We start from the raw sequence: 18,549 nt of genomic DNA on the forward strand, positions 1-18,549 counted from the left end.
GCACAGGAGCACGTCCGGGTCGGCGGAGTGCGGCACTGCGCACAGGAGCACGTCCGGGTCGGCGGAGTGGGGCACTGCGCACAGGAGCACGTCCGGGTCGGCGGAGTAGCAAGCCGCGCTTGGGAGCACGCCCGGGGTCAGCCGAGCCGGCGGCCGACGAGCCGGCGCTCGACGAGGGCCTCCTCCCCGGCGCCGAGGCCGCCCGCCGGGCCGGCGAGCAGGATGCCGCGCGCAGCACGACGCCGCGTCCGCGGGGTCAAGCCCCGCATGACCCCCGGATCTTGAGGCCGGGCAGCAGCTCGATCCGACGGACCGGCAGGTCCGCGCCGCCGTCCAGGCGCCGCAGCAGCAGGTCCGCGGCGGCCGCGCCGACCGCCCGCTTGGGCGGAGCGACGGCCGTCAGCGCGGGGGCGGCGAGGGCGGCGTAGACGTCGTCGTACGAGATCAGCGCGAGGTCATCGGGGACCGTCAATCCGCGGGCGCGCAGCAGCGGCGGCAACTGGATGGCGGTGTGGTCGTTGTGGACCAGCGCGGCCCGAACGCCTGCGGCGGCGCCGTCGGCGATCCGGTCGGCCAGCGCCTTGACGCCGCCCGGGCCGGAGGAGTCCAGCTCGATCAGCGGCTGCGGTTCCAGGCCGAGCAGCCGCACGGCCTCCGCGTAGCCGACGCGCACCTGGTGCGACGTCGAGGTGTCGGTGCGCGCGGACAGGGCCACCGAGCGGTGGCCGAGCGAGGCGAGGTGGCGCAGGGCGAGCAGGACGCCGTGACGGTGGTCGGTGCCGACGGCGTCCAGCGTGGCACCGGGGCCGCCGGGTGCCGCCCGGCGCTCGACCAGCACGGCGGGCACCGGGAGGTCGTCGAGCCAGTCGAAGTCCTCGTCGCGGCCCTCCGGGCCCCAGTTGGGCGTCAGCAGCAGCCCCTCGACGGCCGACTCCAGCATCCGTTCGACCTGGACGCGGTCGTCCCGGGCCTGGTACGCCGCGATGCCGAGCACCAGGCGCGCGCCGGCGGTCACGGCCGCGGCGCGCGCACCGGCGATCACCTCGTCGAAGTAGGAGCCGATGGTGGGCACCAGCATCCCGAGCATCCTGCCCCTGCCTCCGGCCGGCGGGACCCCCATCCGGCTGTCGGAGTCGGTCGGCCCGGCCTCCTCCGCCAGGGAGACGGCTCCGTGCGATCGACGCAGCAGCCCTTGGCGGGCGAGCGCGGCGATGTCACGGCGGAGGGTGACCGCTGGGATCCCGAGTTGCCGGGCGAGCTCCATGACGCGGACCGTGCCGGACTCCCGCACCGCGTTGGTGAGCCACGCCCGCCGGACCTCCGCTGAGACGGCCACGTTCTCCCCTCCCCTGGCATCCGGCACCGGACCGTGTGGATCTGGTCAGATCAAGTTCTACCATTCGATCAGACGTGGATCAAAGTATCCGTCGGCAACTCTTCCGGTCGCAGCGTGGATCAAGCCCGGCCCGCAGACGCCCGACACCGGGTCATCGCCGGAGTCGCCGGTGATGACCTGCCGACTTGCACCAAGGGAATGGCCGGACCTCGCCGGAGACGATCCCGAATGCGGTCCGCGCTCACGGTAGGTGCGATCAGATGACCACGTCAATGGCACTCGATCACAGTTGTCCGATCGATCGATTCGTCGACCGATCGCGCGCCGGTCCCGACCCGCCCGACGGCGGGAACCGGGGGCCGGCCGCCGAAGATCCGGCCTGAACCATTCCGCTTCGGCGTGGCCCAGACCCGGTCGAACCGGCCGAACCGGCCGACCCACCTGCCGTCGGCGTCGGCCACCTCCACCTGCGACGACCTCAGCCTGACCCTCGGCTGACCGCCCGCACCGGAAACCGGCCCGAGGCCTGCACCGCTCGGCGTGCAGGCCTCAGACTCCTGATCCAGAACCCGGTGCTGCCGCTCTCCCGGGACGTCCCGCCGGGCAGGACGGTCCGCTTCAGCCGAACCGTTTCACGATGGCCCTGACCTGCTCGGCGTAGTCGCCGGTCGGCCCGAAGTGGGCGAGCGCGCAGAGCAGTTCGCGCAGGTTCAGCAGGCCCGTGCGCTCCTCCCAGCCGTCGACCGGAGGATGGACCTCGTGGTAGGCGTCGAAGAAGCGGCGGGGCACCCCTCCGGTGCAGTAGGTCATGCTCAACTCGGCCTCCGCCCACATCCAGCAGACCGCCGGGTCGATGAAGGCCGGTCGACCGGCCGGGTCGGCGATCACGTTGGTCCGCCACAGATCGCCGTGGGTCAGTACGGCAGGTCCGGGCGGGACGAGCAACGGAAGGCGGACGCACAGCCGTTCCAGGGCGGCCCGGTCGGCGGCGTTCAGCGCGAGCCGGACCCCGGGCTCGGGCAGGTAGCGCAGTATTCGGTGTTCGGCGAAGAACCGGTGGCCGTCGGTGTCCCAGCCGTTGCGCTGGACCAGCCGTCCCAGCCATCCGTCCCGCTCCCAGCCGAACCTCGGCGAGGTGTTGGCGTGCAGGCCCGCGACCGCGCGGCCGGCCTCCTCCCAGAACCGGTCGGTGTCGGCGGGCAGTTCGGGTTCGAGTGCCTCCAGGACCAGTGAGCTGTCGGTCACCGCGATCACCTCCGGGGTCCGCAGCCGGCCGACCTCCCGCAGGGTGGCCAGGCCCTCGGCCTCCACCTGGAAGAGCCCGGGCGGCGACGCCGGGCCGCCCTTCACCACCACCCGTCCGCCACCGGCCAGTTGCACCAGCCAGGCGCTGTTGGCCACCCCACCGGGCAGCCGGGTCACGGCGGTCGCCGCCAGGCCCGCCGGCAGCAGGTCCGGGCTCCAGTCGTCGCGCTCGGGCGTGGTCATGGTCAGCTCCCCTCCGACCGAGTCCCAGGTCGGGCCTGAGGATCTCCTCGAACAACGGTTGGCGCCGCCGCGGAGTGTCGACGCGGGCCCTGCCGTTCAGCTGATCGGCCTCGAACGGGCCCCCGCCCCTCTCCAGCCGCTGCCGCGCAGGTGGCCGGGGACCGGTGCCGTCGTCAGAGGCGCTCCGGGACGGGGTTGCCGACGGCCTCGATCGCGCGGCGGACCGGCACCCTGGCCAGGACGGCGAAGCCGATGACGAAGAAGATCAGCAGCGAGATGATGGCCGACCGGTAGCTGCCGGTGGTCTGGTAGGCCAGCCCGAAGACCAACGGGCCCATCCAGCTGGTGCCGCGGTCGCTGATCTTGTAGACGCTGAAGTACTCCGCCTCCCGGCCGGCCGGGATGAGGTGGGAGAAGAGCGAGCGGGAGAGCGCTTGGCTGCCGCCCAGCACCAGGCCGATCATGGCGGCCAGCGCGAAGAACCAGATCGGTTGGTGGGCGGGCATCAGGTAACCCAGTGCCAAGGTGGCCACCCAGGCGACCAGGGAGCCCAGCACGGTCCGCTTGGCGCCGTAGCGGCGGGCGATCCGCCCGAGCAGCAGCGCGCCACCGATCGCCACGATCTGCACCAGCAGCACGGCGCCGACCAGCGCGGTCTGTCCCATGCCGAGTTCCTCGCTGCCGAAGAGCGAGGCTTGGGAGACGACCGTCTGGATGCCGTCGTTGTAGCAGAGGAAGGCCGCCAGGAAGAGCAGGGTGAGCGGGTACTGGCGCATGCCGCGCAGGGTGCGGGCGAGTTCGCGCAGGCTGCCGGCGGCGGGCTCACCGGGCTCGGCGGACCGGTGCGCGGCGGCCGGGGCCGCCCCGGCGCGGGACGGCAGCCGGAACAGCGGCACCAGGGTGAACAGCGCCCACCAGAGCCCGGCCGAGGCCAGGCAGATCCGCACCGCCGTGCCGGAGGAGAGTCCGAGTGCGTCGTGCTCCTGGAAGAGCGCCAGGTTCGCGATCAGCAGCAGCCCGCCGCCCGCGTAACCGACCGCCCACCCCTTGGAGGAGACCGCGTCACGCTCGTCGGCGCCGGCGAGGCCCGGCAGGAAGGCGTACGACAGCGCCACCGACACCGCGTAGGCGATGTTGGCGATCACCAGCAGCGCACCGCCGAGCAGGTACCGGTCGCCGTCGAGGAAGAACATCCCCATGGTGGCCAGCGCGCCGACGTAGGCGAAGCCGCACATCAGCTCCTTGTGCCGCCCGGTGCGGTCGGCGACCGTACCGGTCAGCAGCATGACGGCGACCGAGACCAGCACCGAGAAGGAGACCGTGTACGGGAAGTACGAGCCGGCCCGGACGGACAGCCCGAGCGGGTGGACGTCGCCATGGGCGTCCGCGGCGTTCTTGGCCACCGTGGTCAGGTACGGGCCGATGAAGACCGTGAGGACGGTGGCCGAGAACGCGGCGTTGGCCCAGTCGTTGATGTACCAGCCGAACCGCATCCGGTTCAGTGCGCGGGCGTCGGCAGTGGCGGCGGTCGACTGGTCGACCGGGTCGGAAGCGGTGATCATGGTCAGTGTTCTCCGGTGGTCGTTGCGCGGTCGCCGCCGGTCCACTGGCCGCGGTCGGCAAGGACGTCGTGCAGGACGTCGATGCGGTCCGCCATGATGCCATCCACGCCCAGGTCGAGGAGAGCCCGGATCCGTACCGGGTCGTCCACCGTCCAGACGTGGACCTGCAGGCCGAGCCGGTGCGCGGTGCGGACGAAGGAGCGGTCGACCACTCGCACGCCCCGGTGGTTCTCGGGCACTTGGGCGCAGATGCCCGGCCAGGGCGAGCGGCGTCCGGGCAGGAGCGGGCCGGCGAGCGAGCGCAGTCGCAGGCGCAGCACCTCGCGCGGCCCGAGCGAGGTGGCCAGCCGCGGGCCCGCGGCGGCGCGGACGGCGGCGAGGCGGCTGTCGGAGAAGCCGCCGACGCAGACGCGGTCCCAGGAGTCGGTCCGGCGGATCGCCTCGACCAGCGGCAGGACGGCGGGCGCCGCCTTGACGTCGATGTTGAAGCGCGCCCCGGGGAACGCGTCCAGCAGCTCCTCCAGGAGCGGGATCGGCTCGGTGCCGCCGATGCGCGCCTCGCGGACGGTGCTCCAGGGCAGTTCGGCGATCGCGCCGCTGCGGTCGGTGACCCGGTCGAGGCGGTGGTCGTGGAAGGCGAGCAGCACACCGTCGGCGGTGGCGTGCACATCCGTCTCCAGGTACCGGTAGCCGAGGGCGACGGCCTGCTCGAAGGCGGCGAGCGAGTTCTCCGGCGCGCCGAGGGCGCCGCCGCGGTGGGCGAAGGCGAGTGGGCCTGGATGGTCGAGGAAGGGGTGCATCGGCGTTTCTCCGGAGGCCTGCCCGTGGGGGCGCGCGTGATCATCGCAGCTTGTGTGGAGGTCATGGTGCCAGAAGGGCGACCGGCCCGGAACACAGGGGTTACTCATCGGTAAACGACAGCGGCGAGCGGACGCGACGGACGACGGCGGCGAACGGACGCGGCGAACGACGGCGGCGAGCGGACGCGGCGGACGACGGCGGCCGGGTGTCGGCCCGGCCGCCGTCCAGGATCCTCAGGCCGCCGGAACGCGTTCCTGGAGCCCACCCATCGGATGGGTGAGCCCGGTGGCGGCGAGGCGGACCGTGCTGCCGGGCTCGGGCGGGGCGGTGTCGGTGTAGGCGATCAGGCGCTCCGGCAGGCCGTGGTCGGGGTCCGGGGCCAGCTCCACCCGGTGGTCGTGGCCCCGGAAGTGGCTGCGCAGCACCCGGGCGCGCACCGCCCCCTGCTCGTCGAGGCAGAGCTGGCGGGGCCGCAGCAGCACCTGGCCGGTCCCCGCCCGGGCGGCGCTCAGCGGCAGCCGGCCGAGCGCCGTGGCCGCGCTCTCGCCGTCGAGCTCGGCGGCCACGATGTTCGCCTCGCCCAGGGTGCGGGCCACCTCGGCGTCGGCCGGCCGGTGGTACAGCTCGTCCGGGGTGCCGGCCTGGGCGATCCGGCCGCCGCGCACCACGGCGATGACATCGGCGAAGGAGAGCGCCTCGTCCTGGTCGTGGGTCACCAGGACCGCGGTGGTACCGGCCGCGCGCAGGGTGGCCGCGACCTCGGCGCGCAGGTCGGCGCGGAGCACCGCGTCCAGGGCGGCGAACGGCTCGTCCAGCAGCAGCAGCTCCGGGGCCGGGGCGAGGGCGCGGGCCAGGGCGACGCGCTGCTGCTGGCCGCCGGAGAGCTGGTGCGGGTGGCGCTTGCCGAGGCCGGGCAGACCGACCAGGTCCAGCAGTTCCTCGACCCGGTCGCGGCGTCCGGCCCGGGGCAGCCCGAAGCCGATGTTGCCCGCCACGGTCAGGTGCGGGAAGAGCGCGCCGTCCTGCGGCATGTAGCCGATCCGGCGCTGCTCGGCGGGTGTCCAGGTGCGGTCGTCGGCCAGCGTCCGGCCGCGCAGCGCCACTCGGCCGGTGCTGGGCCGGTGGAAGCCGGCGATCACCCTCAGCAGGGTGCTCTTGCCGCAGCCCGACGGACCCAGCACGCAGGCGAGCGCGCCGTCCGCCACCGTCAGGTCCAGCCCGGCCAGCACCTGGGCGCCACCGTGGTCGGCGTGCAGACCGGTGATCGTCAGACCGCTCATCATGACTCCTTCGTGGCGGGCGTGGCGGAGGTGGCGCCGGGCGCGGCGGGAGCCGCTCCGGGCGCGGTGCGCTTGCCGGCGAGGGTGCGGCGGGTGAGCAGCAGCACCGGCGGTACGGAGAGCGCGGTCATCACGGCCGCGTAGGGGGCGGCGGCGCCGTAGGCCAGGCCGCTGGTGTAGACCCAGAACTGGGTGGCCAGGGTCTGGGTGCCGGTCGGGCGCAGCAGCAGGGTGGCGGTCAGTTCGGTGCTGGCGGTGAGCGCGACCATGGCGAAGGCCGCCCCGAGGCCGGGCAGGATCAGCGGCAGCGTGACCCGGCAGAGCACCTCGGCCGGGCGCCGGCCCAGCGACCGGGCCACCTCCTCGACGCCGGGCGGCACTTGGGCGAGCGCGGCGCGCACGGCGGTCAGCGCCAGCGGGAAGAACAGCACCACGTAGCCGGTGACCATCATCGCGGGCTGCTGGTAGAGCGGCTGCGCGTAGCGGATGGCGAAGAAGACCACGGCGAGGGCGACCGCGATGCCCGGCAGCGCCCGGGTCAGGAAGGCGGTGCGCTCCAGCAGGCGGGACAGCCGGGTGCCGCGCCGCCAGGAGTAGAGGGCGACCGGCACCGCGCAGACGGTCGTGACGGCGCCGGTGGCCAGCGCGTAGCCGAGCGTGGTCAGCGTCGAGTCCACGATCGAGGCGGACGGCAGCGTGGTCGAGGAGCCCTTGACCAGCCAGTAGCCGAGTGCGTAGACCGGCACCCCGACGGCGGTACCGACGATCGCGGCCAGCCAGCCGAGGGCCGGCCAGCGCCAGTGGCCGAGCGGCAGCGGCACCCCGCGGCGCCCGGTCGCGCCGCCGCGCACCACTCGGCCGCGCCGCCCGGTCCAGGCCTCCAAGCCGACCAGCAGCAGCGCGAGCCCGACCAGCACCAGGGTCAGCATCGCGGCGGACGCCGCGTCGAACCCGAGCCGGTACTCGGTGAAGATCGCGGTGGCGAAGGTCGTGTAGCGCATCATCGCGAACGCGCCGTACTCGCCGAGCAGGTAGAGCGAGACCAGCAGCGCGCCACCGGCCAGCGCCGGTCGGGTGAGCGGCAGGGTGACCCGCCACAGCGTGGCGAGGCGGCCGCGGCCGAGGCTGCGGGAGACCTCCTCGGCGGCCGGGTCGCCGCCGCGCAGGGCGGCCGCCACCGGCAGGAAGACCAGCGGGTAGAGCGAGGAGGTCATCACCAGCACCGCGCCCCAGTAGCCGCGCACCTCGGAGAAGAGCGACACCCACGAGTAGCCGCGCACGAACTCCGGCACGGCGAGCGGCATCGTCAGCAGCACCGTCCACGTGCGGCGCAGCGGCAGGTCGGTGCGCTCGACCAGCCAGGCCGCGGTGAAGCCGAGCACCGCGGTGCCCACCGTGACGGCCGCGACCAGGGAGACGGTGTGCTGCAGCAGGGTGGCGACCAGTGGGCGGGCGAGCAGCCGCCCGACCTCGGCCCAGCCGGACTCCCCGGCCTTGAGCCCCAGGAACACCAGCGGCGAGGCCACCACCAGCACCACCGCGACAGCCAGCAGGGGCAGCAGCGGACCGGCGCCGCGCCACCGCAACCATGCGGGCAGCGCGGCGCGCCGGTCGGGTGCCGGTATCACCGCCCCCGCTCGCTGCTGCACTTCAGCGGACACCGGGACCTCCATCGCCGATCATGAAAGCCGATCATCATGAATCGGGCTGCCTTGAGGTGTCCTTGTGGGGCGTCACCCGAACCGCAGCTCGACAAGCAAAGCCTTACCTTACTTGCAGTGGGAGTCGCGCCGGTACCCGCGGGCGGTGACGGGCGGCGAAAAGAAGACACGGCCCTCAGTCGTTGAAGAGTGGGGGGTCCTCAACGGCTCAGGGCCGTGCCGGCTCATGCCGTGACGGGCCCGGCGGGCCCGGCGGGCCCGTGAGCTCACGTCGGTTCTGAAAATGTCGAGCAGTGTGCGGGGTTGAGCCCTGGCGCCCCAGAGGCCAACGAAATCACACGTAGCCTAATCATTCGTCTGGACATGCTCAAGAGTCGCTTGGTCGTGCCACGGCCGGTCAGTCACTGAAGAAGGCCAGCCGGATCCCGAAGGCCACCACGACGGTGCCGGTGATCCGGTCCAGCAGCCGGCGCGCCTGCGGCTTGCCGAGCCAGCCGCGCAGCGCCCGGGCGCCGCCGATCAGCACCGTCGACCAGACCAGCCCCAGCAGCACGTGGACCGAGGCGAGCAGCAGGCCCATGGCCAGGTGGTTGACCCCCCGGGGCATGAACTGCGGCAGCAGGGCGACATAGAAGGCGCCCACCTTCGGATTGAGCAGGTTGGTGAGGACTCCCTGCCGCCAGCCCGCGAGCAGCGAGTCCCCGTCGGTCGGGAGGAGCGGTTCGTCCGCCGCCGGCTCGTCCTTGCCGCGACGAGCGTCGCGGATCATCCGCAGGCCCAGCCACACCAGGTACAGCGCGCCGGCCCAGCGCAGGACCTGGTACGCGAGCTGAGAAGCCGTCAGCAGCGCGGTGACACCGGCAGAGGTGAGGGCGCCCCAGGTCAGGACACCGGTCTGGATGCCCAGGACGACGCCCCAGGCCCGGGCACGGCGACCGGTGACGGCGGTGCGCAGGATGAGGGCGGTGTCGACACCGGGCGTGACGGTGAGGACCGCGACGAAAAGGGCAAATGACCCCACTGCGGTACTGATAGCCATGGCCCCGATCCTATCCAAGGGTTCTCACAAAACCGTATCCAGAGCCGCAACACCGAACACGGAACAGTCTTCCGACCGCTAATCAGTGAATGGCCACGCGGGCGCAGTTGGCCACCGGCCAGCCGTTGACCTGCGATAACCCGTTCCTGAGAATTTCCTGTCCATAAGATGTTGACCATCGTTAATCAACTCTGCTTTGCTACAGCACCAAGCAGGCGGCCAGGGTGACGGACGGTCAATTCCGTGCGTCCTCGTACACCTCGACGCGTTCGTAGGAATTGCCGCAGGCCCCTTTCCCCACAAAGACTCACCCGTGTCCCCAAAAGCGCGGGTGGTCGGTACGAGAGAGGCACCCTCACATGGGTCACTCCCCCACTTCGCGCCGCAAGCAAGCGGCGCTGACCGGCATAGCGTCCCTGGCGCTTGCGGCTGCCGGCCTCAGCATGGCGGCTCCGGCGCAGGCGTCCACGGCCGCCGCTCCGACCGTCTCGGGCCAGGCCCACCACCACGCCGCGGCCGTCGCCGGCTCCGGCATCAACAACGAGTTCAACCCGTACAGCTCGACGCTGTCGCGCAGCACCATGCCGGGCATCCAGCAGTACGAGGCCAAGCGGCGGGACACCCTCGCCCACCAGGCGCAGGCTGCCGCGACCGGCGCGGAGACCCTCTCGTACGGCGGCGGTGTCGACGGCATCGGCGTGCAGAGCGGCCACTCCAAGGTCTACCTGGTCTTCTACGGCACCCAGTGGGGCACCCAGACCACGGACGCCAACGGCAACGCCAAGTTCTCCGGTGACTCGGCCGGCGCGGCCGGCGCCACCCAGCAGATGTTCAAGGGCATCGGCACCAACGGCGAGACCTGGTCGGCCGACCTCACCCAGTGGTGCGACGGCCCGAACGTGGCCTCCGGCGCCACCAGCTGCCCCTCGAACGCCAACTTCATCCCGTACCAGGCCGGCGGTGTCCTCTCCGGCGTCTGGTACGACAACGCGGCCGCTTCCCCGGCCCAGGCGACCGGCAACCAGCTGGCCCAGGAGGCCATCAAGGCCGCCGGCCACTTCGGCAACACCACCGCCGCCGCCAACCGCGACGCGTACTACATCGTCCTGTCGCCCCACGGCACCAACCCGGACGACTACGAGAACCCGACCACGGGTTACTGCGCCTGGCACGACTGGAACGGCGACACCACCCTGACCGGTGGCGCGGCGTCCTCGCCCTACGGCGACATCGCCTTCTCGAACCAGCCGTACAACATCGACCAGGGCCAGAACTGCGGCGTCGGCTTCGTCAACTCGCCCGGCACCCTCGACGGCTACACCATGACCCTCGGCCACGAGTGGCACGAGATGATGTCGGACCAGAACCCGGCGGGCGGCTGGACCAACCACACCGGTGACGCCACCTACAACGGCCAGGAGAACTCCGACGAGTGCGCGTGGCTGAAGCCCGGCACCGCCGGTGGCGCGGCCAACGTCTCGTTCGGCTCCTTCGGCACCTTCGCCGAGCAGGCCAGCTGGTCGAACGACACCAACTCCTGCGCGATCACCCACGCGATCCTGACCCACGGCGGCGGCACCGGTGGCAACACCGTGACCGTGACCAGCCCGGGCAACCAGAACGGCACCGTCGGCACCGCCGTCTCGCTGCAGGTCAACGCCTCTGACTCGGCTTCGGGCCAGACCCTGACCTACTCGGCCACCGGCCTGCCGGCCGGCCTGTCGATCAGCTCCTCGGGCCTGATCTCCGGCACCCCGACCGCCGCGGGCAGCAGCACCGTCACGGTCACCGCGACGGACGGCACCGGCGCCACCGGCACCGCCACCTTCACCTTCACCGTGGCCACCGCCGGCAGCGGCTGCACCACCCCGGGCCAGCTGATCGGCAACGGCGGCTTCGAGAACGGCACCTCGCCGTGGACCGCCTCCTCCGGTGTCATCACCAACAGCACCGGTGAGTCCGCTCACAGCGGCAGCTACTTCGCCTGGCTGGACGGCTACGGCAGCACCCACACCGACACCCTGTCGCAGAAGGTCACCATCCCGGCCAACTGCAAGGGCAGCTTCACCTTCTGGCTGCACATCGACACCGCCGAGACCGGCACCACCGCGTACGACACCCTGAAGCTGACCGCCAACGGCACCCAGCTGAAGACCTGGTCGAACGTGAACGCCGCCAACGGCTACACCCAGCAGAGCGTCGACCTGTCCGCCTACGCCGGCCAGACCGTCACCCTGCAGTTCACCGGCACCGAGGACTCCAGCAACCAGACCAGCTTCGTCATCGACGACGCCGCTCTGAACGTCGGCTGAGACCGGACCCCCTGAACGCCACCGCACCGGGGTGGGCCCCTGAGCCCGCCCCGGTGCGGTGGCCTTTTCGCCCCCGGCCGGTCGTGGCGCCCGGGGCCCCGGCCTCGCGCCCGGCGCCGCTGTCCGCGCTCGTCCAGTCGGTGCTGCCGGTCGCCCGGGTGCTCGGCGCGGCACCCGCCTCCCTCACCTGATCGCGCTTCCTCGACGGGCACGCCGTAACCCGCTGTGGTCTGATGCCACAGGGGCCACGCACCAGTGCGCTCCGGTGGGTCGTCCGCGAAGGAAGGGTGTGCCGGTGGTCGCACAACTGCGCCGGGTCGGGCTCGAACTGGAGTTCCCGGTGGTCGAGCTGGGCACCGGCCGGGGCCTGGACCGCGCCGGGGCGCAGCGGCTGTGGCACGCCCTGGTCCGGCGCGACCCGTCCTGGCGCCTGGTCCAGGAGAGCATCACCGGCGCGGTCACGGGGGTGCGGCGGGCCAGGGACGGCTTCGACGAGCGCCTGAACACGGACACCGGCGTCTGCACGGTCGAGCTTTCGCTGGCGCCCCAGCGCACGGTCGGCCTGGCGGTCGACGCGGCCCATGAGGTGCTGCGCACCCTGCAGGAGCTGCTGGAGCCGATGGGGTGCACCGTGCTGTGCGCCGGGATCCAGCCCCGCACCTGGGCCGATCCGGCACGCAAGTCGCAGAAGGACTGGTACCTGCTGCTGGTCCGCCGCTGGCACCTGCACCACTGGATGGTGCCGCTCGCCTCGCACCAGGCGTCGGTGGACGTCACGCCCGACGAGGCGGCGCGCGCCGTCAACGTGCTCAGCGGGTTCGCCGGCGTCTTCACCGCGCTGACCGCCTGCTCCCCGGTGGCCCGCGGCCGGGAGCAGGAGTGGAAGGAGATGCGCAACTGGGTGTGGCACGAGCGCTCCACCCGGGTGCCGCCCGCCGAGGCCGCGTACACCTCCAACAGCATGCCCGCCCAGCCGTTCGCCGACATGGGTGCCTATCTGGACCACCACTGGGCCTCGCGGGTCTGGTTCCTCACCAATTTGAAGAGCGGCGGCTGCGAGGTGCTGGGCGGCCGCTCCTTCAAGGACTTCCTGCTGGCCCGCGACCCGGTGCCGGCCCGCCGGATCGACGGCACGCCGATGCTCGCCGCCCCCGACCGGGAGGTGCTCGACCGGATCCACCAGTACGGCTGGCCGGCCGCGAAGTTGCACTACTCCTTCGACTCCCGTGCCGATCTCGACGGGGTACGGCGGGCGATCGACCGCGGCCGGCTCGGCGACTGGTTCGAGGAGCACGCCGTCAACTGCTACGTGGAGAACCGCTCCTGCGGTGTGGCGCCGCAGGGCGAGGAGGGCGTGGCGGCCGCACTGACGCTGGGCATCGTGGAGCGGCTGGACGACGCGGAGGCGCTGCTGAAGGAATGGGCCTGGCCGCAGTGGCGCGAGCTGTGGCTGCGCGCCAGCATCCACGGGCTGGCGGCCGAGGACGACCGGTCGATCTCGGCGATCCGTGCCCTGCTGGAGGTCGCGGCCCGCGGCCTGCGATCCCGCGGCGCCGGCGAAGACGCCTACCTCGCACCGCTGTTCGCGCGGTTGGAGCAACGCGAGACCCCGGCCGACCGGATGATCACCGCGTTCCGGGCCGGCGGCCTGCGGCAGCTGCTCGCCGACTTCGGCCGAGCACCCTGAAGCCGAGCACGCCGAACCGCGTCACCGACCCATCGTCATCTGCCGCTGAGGGAGCCACCGATGAACCAGAGCGCCCCCCGGACGCCCGGGCCCGCCGACCTGATGGACCGGGTCACCCACACCGCCCTCGATGCGCTGGCCGCCTCGGACCCCGCCATCCTGAAGCTCGCCGAGCGCGAACTCGCCCGGCAGCGCAGCCACCTCAACCTGGTGGCCGCCTCCAGCCCCACCTCGCCCGAGGTGCTGGTCACCCAGGCGCTGGGGCTGAGCGCCCTCACCGCCGAGGGCTACCCCGGGCGCCGCTACCACCCGGGCACCGAGGTGGTCGACGAGGTCGAACGACTCGCGGTGGAGCGGGCCTGCGCGCTCTACGGCGCCGACCATGCGAACGTTCAGCCGCTGTCGGCCTCCATGGCCAACCTGGCGCTGCTCTTCGGCATACTGCGCCCCGGCGACGCGGTGCTGTCCATGGAGCTGTCGCACGGCGGGCACCTGTCGCACGCCTCCCGCCCGGCGAGCTCCTCCAAGCACCTGACGGCCGACTACTACCAGCTCGGGCCGGACGGCACGCTCGATCTGGACCGGGTCAGGGAGCAGGCGCTGGCGCTGCGGCCCAAGGTGCTGATCTGCGGCGGCTCGGCCTACCCCCGCGCCATCGACTTCGCCGCGCTGCGCGCCATCGCCGACGAGGTCGACGCCCTGGTGCTGGGCGACGTCAGCCACATCAGCGGCCTGGTGGCGGCCGGCCGCCATCCGTCACCGTTCCCGCACTGCGACATCGTCACCACCTCCACCTACAAGCAGTTGCGCGGGCCGCACGGCGGGCTGATCCTGCGGGCACCGGGCTCGCGCCTGTCGGCCGCGAAGCTCGACAAGTTCGTCTTCCCCGGGTTCCAGGGCACCCCCGACTTCGGCATGATCGCGGCCAAGGCCGTCGCCCTGGGCGCAGCGCAGCGGCCCGAGTTCGGCGCCGCGATGGACCGGGTGCTGCGGTTCGCCAAGCTGTTCGCCGACGCCTTCCTGGACCGCGGGGTGCGGCTGGTCGGCGGCGGCACCGACACCCACATGCTGCTGGTCGACCTGAGCGGTGGCGCGGCGACCGGCCACACGGTCAGCGAGGCCCTGGAACGGGTCGGCATCCTCGCCAACAAGAACCTGATCCCCAATGACCCGCGGTCGGCCCAGGAGACCAGCGGCCTGCGGATCGGCACCAACCATCTGGCCTTCCTGCCCATCGGCGACCGCGAGGTCAGTGAACTCGCCGCCGACATGGCAGAGTTGGTCACCTGCCTGGCCAAGGGCAGTGCGCCCGAGCAGTGCCCGAGCTGGCCGCGCCTCACCGAGCACGCCGGTTCCCTGATCGGCACGGTCCGACAGGTGGCGCCCAGCTGATGCAGCGTCGGCTTCAGCCCAGGTCGAAGGTGTTCGGCAGTCCCAGCCGGTAGCGGGCCTCGTCGACCAGCTTGAGCGGCTCCAACTCGGGCGGCCGGTAGAGCAGGTGGACCGGGCACCGACCGGCGGTCGAACCATCGGCGTCCAGCAGGGCGTTGACGGCCCGGCGAGCCGACTCGTTGGCGCCCTCCATGGTCGCCAGGTCGACATCGGTGCGGACGTAGTCACCGGCCAGGAAGAAGTTGGGCACGGCGGTGGCCGCCGAGGGCCGGTTGTAGAGGGTGCCGGCGGGATGGATCAGCAGCTGCTCGCGGTTGCTGGGATCGGGCCCGCCGATGCCCCGCACCGCCGGGTCCATGAACCACGCCCTGACGTCGGCGTCGTCCAGCCGGGCCTGCCCCGGCACGTCGTACGCCTGCTTCAGCTGGGCCCAGACCTCCTGGCGCACCTGGTCCCGGGTGCACTCCTTGGCGGTCTTCCCGAACAGGATCCCCGGCTCGTTCCACTCGGAGACGCAGACCGAGAGGCAGTCGCTGACCGTGCCGTCGCCGTAGTCGGCGGCGAAGTCGCGGTCCCAGAACTGCGCCTGGTTGACGGTGGTCAGCGCCCACGGGGAGTCCAGCGCCACGCCGTGGCCGTGCACCAGCGGGACCGGGCTGCGCAGGTAGTACTGCACGCCGGTCATCCAGTCGGTGCGGATCGCGTCGCAGCGGGCGAGTCGGGGATCGGCGGCGCGCAACCGCGGACCCCAGGTGGGCCGGGCGTGCTCCACCGGCAGCGCGGAGACGTAGTAGTCGGCGGTGACCGTTTCTGGCGCGCCGCCGCCGGCCGGGGCGACTCGCACCCCGGTGATCCGGCCGTCGCCGTAGCTCACCTCCCGCACCTCGGTCGCCGTCCGGAAGGTGACGCCCAGCCCGGTCAGGTGGGCGACCCAGGGATCGATCCAGGCTTCGCTGGTGGGCGCGTTGAGCACCCGGTCGGGCTGGCCGTCGACGCCGCGGCCGAGCAGCCCGTTCAGCAGGAAGGCCTCGACGATGGTGCGGGCCACGGTCCGGGTGCTGGCCTGCTCCGCCTTGGTCGCCACCAGGGCCCTGGTCAACCCGACGCCCAGGAACCGCTGGTAGTCGTGCGACATCCGGTCGGCCCGGATGAAGTCCCACCACGGCACCCGCTCCCACTGCTGCTCGCGGCGCAGGTCGCAGCTGGTCAGGTGGACCAGCACCCGGTCGGCGAAGTAGGCGATCTCGTCGGCGGGCAGGTGCAGCACCTCGTCCAGCAGACCGTTCAGGATCCGGCGCAGCGAGTCCGGGGTGAGGTCGCCGGGACCGGGTGGCGTGGTGAGGATCCGGAACGGCAGCAGCACGCCGGGGCGCGGCACGGTGTGGGCGAGCAGCTCCTCGGTGGCGTCGCGCAGGTTGTCGTGCACGCCACCGGGGTTGCCGGCGACCGGGATGCGGCGCAGGGTGTCCGGCAGGTTGCGGTAGAAGCCGGGGAAGAACCGGAAGCCGTGCTCACCGGGCAGCGGTCTGCGGCCGCCGGCGGCGGTGCCGGGCACGTCCATGCTGCGGGCCTTGCCGCCGAGCGCCGTGTAGTACTCGTAGACGGTCACCCGGTAGCCGCGTTCGGCCAGCTCGTGGGCCGCGGTCAGCCCGGAGACCCCGCCGCCGAGGACGGCGACCCGCTTGCCGCCCTGGGCCGTCCGGGTCCCGCCGGTTCCGGTGGCGGCCGCGGGGGCAGCGGTGCCGAGGGCCAGTGCGCCGCCCAGCACGGCGGCCCGGGAGAGGAACTGGCGGCGGGTCCCGCCGGACGTCCCGGCGGAACCCGTTCCTGTCGGACCGTCAGGCACCGTCGGCCACCTGGAGGGCCGCCTCGCAGCCGGAGGCGATGGCTCCGGCGATCCAGGCGTGGTAGCGGGGTTGGCAGTGGTCACCGGCGAAGTAGAGCGTGTTGCCCACCGGTTCGGCCACGTGCGGCCCCAGCGACAGGAGTTGGCCCGGCGTCTCGACGACGGCCTCGCCCAGCGCCCAGCGGTTGCGCAGCCAGGACTGCGAGACCACCCGGTCGGTGGCGTACCGGCGGATCCGCTCGCCGTAGAGGCCCACCAGCTGGTCCAGCGCCTCGCGGTGCCGGTCCTGAGGGGTCAGCGAGTCGTAACGCAGGGCGTCCGAGGCCCAGTTGTAGGCGGCCAGCACGACCCCGCCGGGGGCGCCGTCGGGGCTCGGGTGGGAGGGGAAGTAGACGAACCGGTCGGCCTCGTCGGAGATGCAGCCGCCGCCGACGGCGGGCACGGCCGGGCCGTGCGGCGCGGCTCGGTAGTCGCTGCCGAGCTTGTCACGCCAGGTGGCCTCGTCCCATTCCCACCAGCGCTCGGTGAACTCGATCAGCACCTTGTGGGCGGTGTCGTGGGTGAGTTCGTTGATCGCGCGGCGCTTGCCGTAGGGCAGCAGCGGCGCGAACTGGACGTGCCGCAGCGCGGCGTACGGCATGGCGAACACCACCGCGTCGGCCTCGTAACGGAACCGGGGGCCGCCGATCTCGCCGTCGTAGGCCTCGTCCTCGGGTCCGGTCTCGGGCTCGGTGATCACCGTGACCTTGCCGCCGCTGCTCTCGACCCGGACCACGGCGCGGTCCTGCTCGATCGGAAGTCCCTTGGCCAGCGCGGTGGTCAGCGCGTCGGTGCCGTCGCTGAACTCGAAGTAGGTGACGCTCGGGTTGATGTCGGTGGCGTCGAAGACCGAGTGCAGGAAGCCGTAGGAGAGCCGGCTGGTGAGGTTCTCCAGGGTGCCGACCGCCTGGACCTGCGGGGTGTCCCAGCCGGCGACGTCGACCAGGTACTGCAGCAGCGAGTAGTTGTCGAGGTCGTACAGCAGTTGGGCCATGCCGGTGAGCCGGTCACCGATCGGCTTGTCGGCCCAGGAGCCGTCCTGCTTGCGGATCTGGGTGTAGGAGCGGGCGTGCGCCAGGGCCTCGTCGAAGGCCGCACTGGTGGTCTGGGTGCTGTCCCAGCCGAAGGTCTTGTTGATCGGTCCGGGGTTCTTCGCGTAGTCGGCCTTGCTGACCACCTGGCCGTTGACGTTGATCAGGCGGGTGCCCAGCCCGGACGGCGCGGCGTAGGGCGGCTTGCTGCCGGTGCTGAAGGTTTCACCGGTCCAGGAGGTGTAGGTCACCTTGCTGTCGCCGGAGACCCGGTCGGGATCCGGGGCCACGTCGACCAGGTGGAACGGCCGGCGCGGGACGCCGAGGGTGTCGCCGAGCGTCAGGGTCAGCACGTGGCTGGAGGGGATGCGCATGGCACCGGCCTCGGCATGGTTGCGGCCGTCCTGGAAGACGTCGCCGCGGAAGGTCTTGACCCGGCCGCCGATCCTGCTGCGGTTGGCCTCCAGCACCCGCACCCGGTGGCCGGCCGCCAGCAGCAGCCGGGCGCACACCATGCCCGCCACGCCCGCGCCGACCACCAGCACGTCACGGGCCGAACCGCCGCGCACCTTCTCCTGACCGGTCAGCAACTTCAGGTAGCGCAGCGTCAGGTCGTTCTGCTGGTCGTCCGCCAACAGGATCCGATGGGCCATCAACTCCGCTGCCGCACGCCGCTGACCGCTGTCCGCGCGGCGCAGGTCGGCGCCGGCGGCCGGTGCACCGGCCGCTGGGCCGGTGTCGGGGGACTCGACGGGGTCGGCGGACGCGGCGGGTACCGCGGCGGCGGTGGCGAGGGCGGCAGTCGATGCGGTGACAAATCCACGTCGTGAGATCACTCTCGACAGGATGGCGCCGTCCGCACCCGGGGGTGCCCGGTCCGGATCGTGTCCGGGGCAAACTCACTCGAACCAGTGGATCTGACGGGAACATGCCATCGAGTCCCCGATGACCGTGCTACTGCGGCTCGATGCCGGCGTGCGCCTCGGCCAGCCGCAGGTAGCCCTCCGCGTTGGCCTTGATGCCGAGTTGCTCGGCCTCGGTGAGCGGGCGCCGGACCTTGGCGGGCCCACCCTAG

Annotated in this window: 12 protein-coding genes; 3 read left to right on the forward strand and 9 right to left on the reverse strand. The window is 72.5% G+C overall.

The genetic code is table 11. The annotated features are described in order from the left end of the window. Window positions 1-256: 256 nt before the first annotated feature. The 7 genes from LN042_RS35260 to LN042_RS35290 all read right to left on the reverse strand — a co-directional run bounded on the left by LN042_RS35260 (window position 257) and on the right by LN042_RS35290 (window position 9,167). Complete coding sequence (locus tag LN042_RS35260) at window positions 257-1,336, reverse strand: LacI family DNA-binding transcriptional regulator (RefSeq protein WP_230055549.1); 1,080 nt, start codon at window positions 1,334-1,336, stop codon at window positions 257-259. A gap of 618 nt (window positions 1,337-1,954) precedes the next feature. Beyond that, window positions 1,955-2,824 (reverse strand): fructosamine kinase family protein, encoded by an 870-nt coding sequence (locus tag LN042_RS35265; protein WP_230055550.1) that lies wholly within the window; start codon window positions 2,822-2,824, stop codon window positions 1,955-1,957. Between the two features lie 173 nt (window positions 2,825-2,997). Further along, on the reverse strand, window positions 2,998-4,386 hold the full coding sequence (locus LN042_RS35270; RefSeq protein WP_372495879.1) for an MFS transporter: 1,389 nt from the start codon (window positions 4,384-4,386) through the stop codon (window positions 2,998-3,000). A gap of 2 nt (window positions 4,387-4,388) precedes the next feature. Further along, on the reverse strand, window positions 4,389-5,186 hold the full coding sequence (locus tag LN042_RS35275) for a glycerophosphodiester phosphodiesterase family protein (protein WP_230055551.1): 798 nt from the start codon (window positions 5,184-5,186) through the stop codon (window positions 4,389-4,391). A 234-nt stretch (window positions 5,187-5,420) separates the two neighbouring features. Then, a complete protein-coding gene (locus tag LN042_RS35280) occupies window positions 5,421-6,467 on the reverse strand; it encodes an ABC transporter ATP-binding protein (RefSeq protein ID WP_230055552.1) in 1,047 nt (348 codons plus the stop codon). Continuing rightward, window positions 6,467-8,128 carry an ABC transporter permease gene (locus tag LN042_RS35285; RefSeq protein WP_230055553.1) on the reverse strand — a complete coding sequence of 554 codons (1,662 nt, stop codon included), beginning with the start codon at window positions 8,126-8,128 and terminating at the stop codon, window positions 6,467-6,469. Before LN042_RS35285 ends, LN042_RS35280 begins: the two co-directional genes overlap by 1 nt. Before the next feature lie 397 nt (window positions 8,129-8,525). Beyond that, window positions 8,526-9,167, reverse strand: a complete 642-nt coding sequence (locus LN042_RS35290; protein WP_230055554.1) for a LysE family translocator — start codon at window positions 9,165-9,167, stop codon at window positions 8,526-8,528. A gap of 359 nt (window positions 9,168-9,526) precedes the next feature. Here LN042_RS35290 and LN042_RS35295 point away from each other — a divergent pair, with 359 nt between their 5' ends. The 3 genes from LN042_RS35295 (at window position 9,527) to glyA (ending at window position 14,558) form a co-directional block, all read left to right on the forward strand. Continuing rightward, on the forward strand, window positions 9,527-11,479 hold the full coding sequence (locus tag LN042_RS35295) for a putative Ig domain-containing protein (protein WP_230055555.1): 1,953 nt from the start codon (window positions 9,527-9,529) through the stop codon (window positions 11,477-11,479). A 295-nt stretch (window positions 11,480-11,774) separates the two neighbouring features. Further along, window positions 11,775-13,166 (forward strand): glutamate-cysteine ligase family protein, encoded by a 1,392-nt coding sequence (locus LN042_RS35300; RefSeq protein ID WP_230055556.1) that lies wholly within the window; start codon window positions 11,775-11,777, stop codon window positions 13,164-13,166. 60 nt (window positions 13,167-13,226) lie between these two features. Beyond that, on the forward strand, window positions 13,227-14,558 hold the full coding sequence (gene glyA / locus LN042_RS35305; RefSeq protein ID WP_230055557.1) for a serine hydroxymethyltransferase: 1,332 nt from the start codon (window positions 13,227-13,229) through the stop codon (window positions 14,556-14,558). A gap of 13 nt (window positions 14,559-14,571) precedes the next feature. Here glyA and LN042_RS35310 read toward each other — a convergent pair whose 3' ends face one another. Together LN042_RS35310 and LN042_RS35315 are read right to left on the reverse strand one after the other, a co-directional pair. Next, a complete protein-coding gene (locus tag LN042_RS35310; protein WP_230055558.1) occupies window positions 14,572-16,404 on the reverse strand; it encodes a hydroxysqualene dehydroxylase in 1,833 nt (610 codons plus the stop codon). After that, window positions 16,397-18,310 carry a flavin monoamine oxidase family protein gene (locus tag LN042_RS35315; RefSeq protein WP_230055559.1) on the reverse strand — a complete coding sequence of 638 codons (1,914 nt, stop codon included), beginning with the start codon at window positions 18,308-18,310 and terminating at the stop codon, window positions 16,397-16,399. The genes LN042_RS35310 and LN042_RS35315 overlap by 8 nt, the downstream gene beginning before the upstream one ends. Window positions 18,311-18,549: the final 239 nt, after the last annotated feature.

Origin of the sequence: Kitasatospora humi, assembly GCF_020907985.1 — a bacterium.
Classification (GTDB): Bacteria; Actinomycetota; Actinomycetes; order Streptomycetales; family Streptomycetaceae; genus Kitasatospora; species Kitasatospora humi.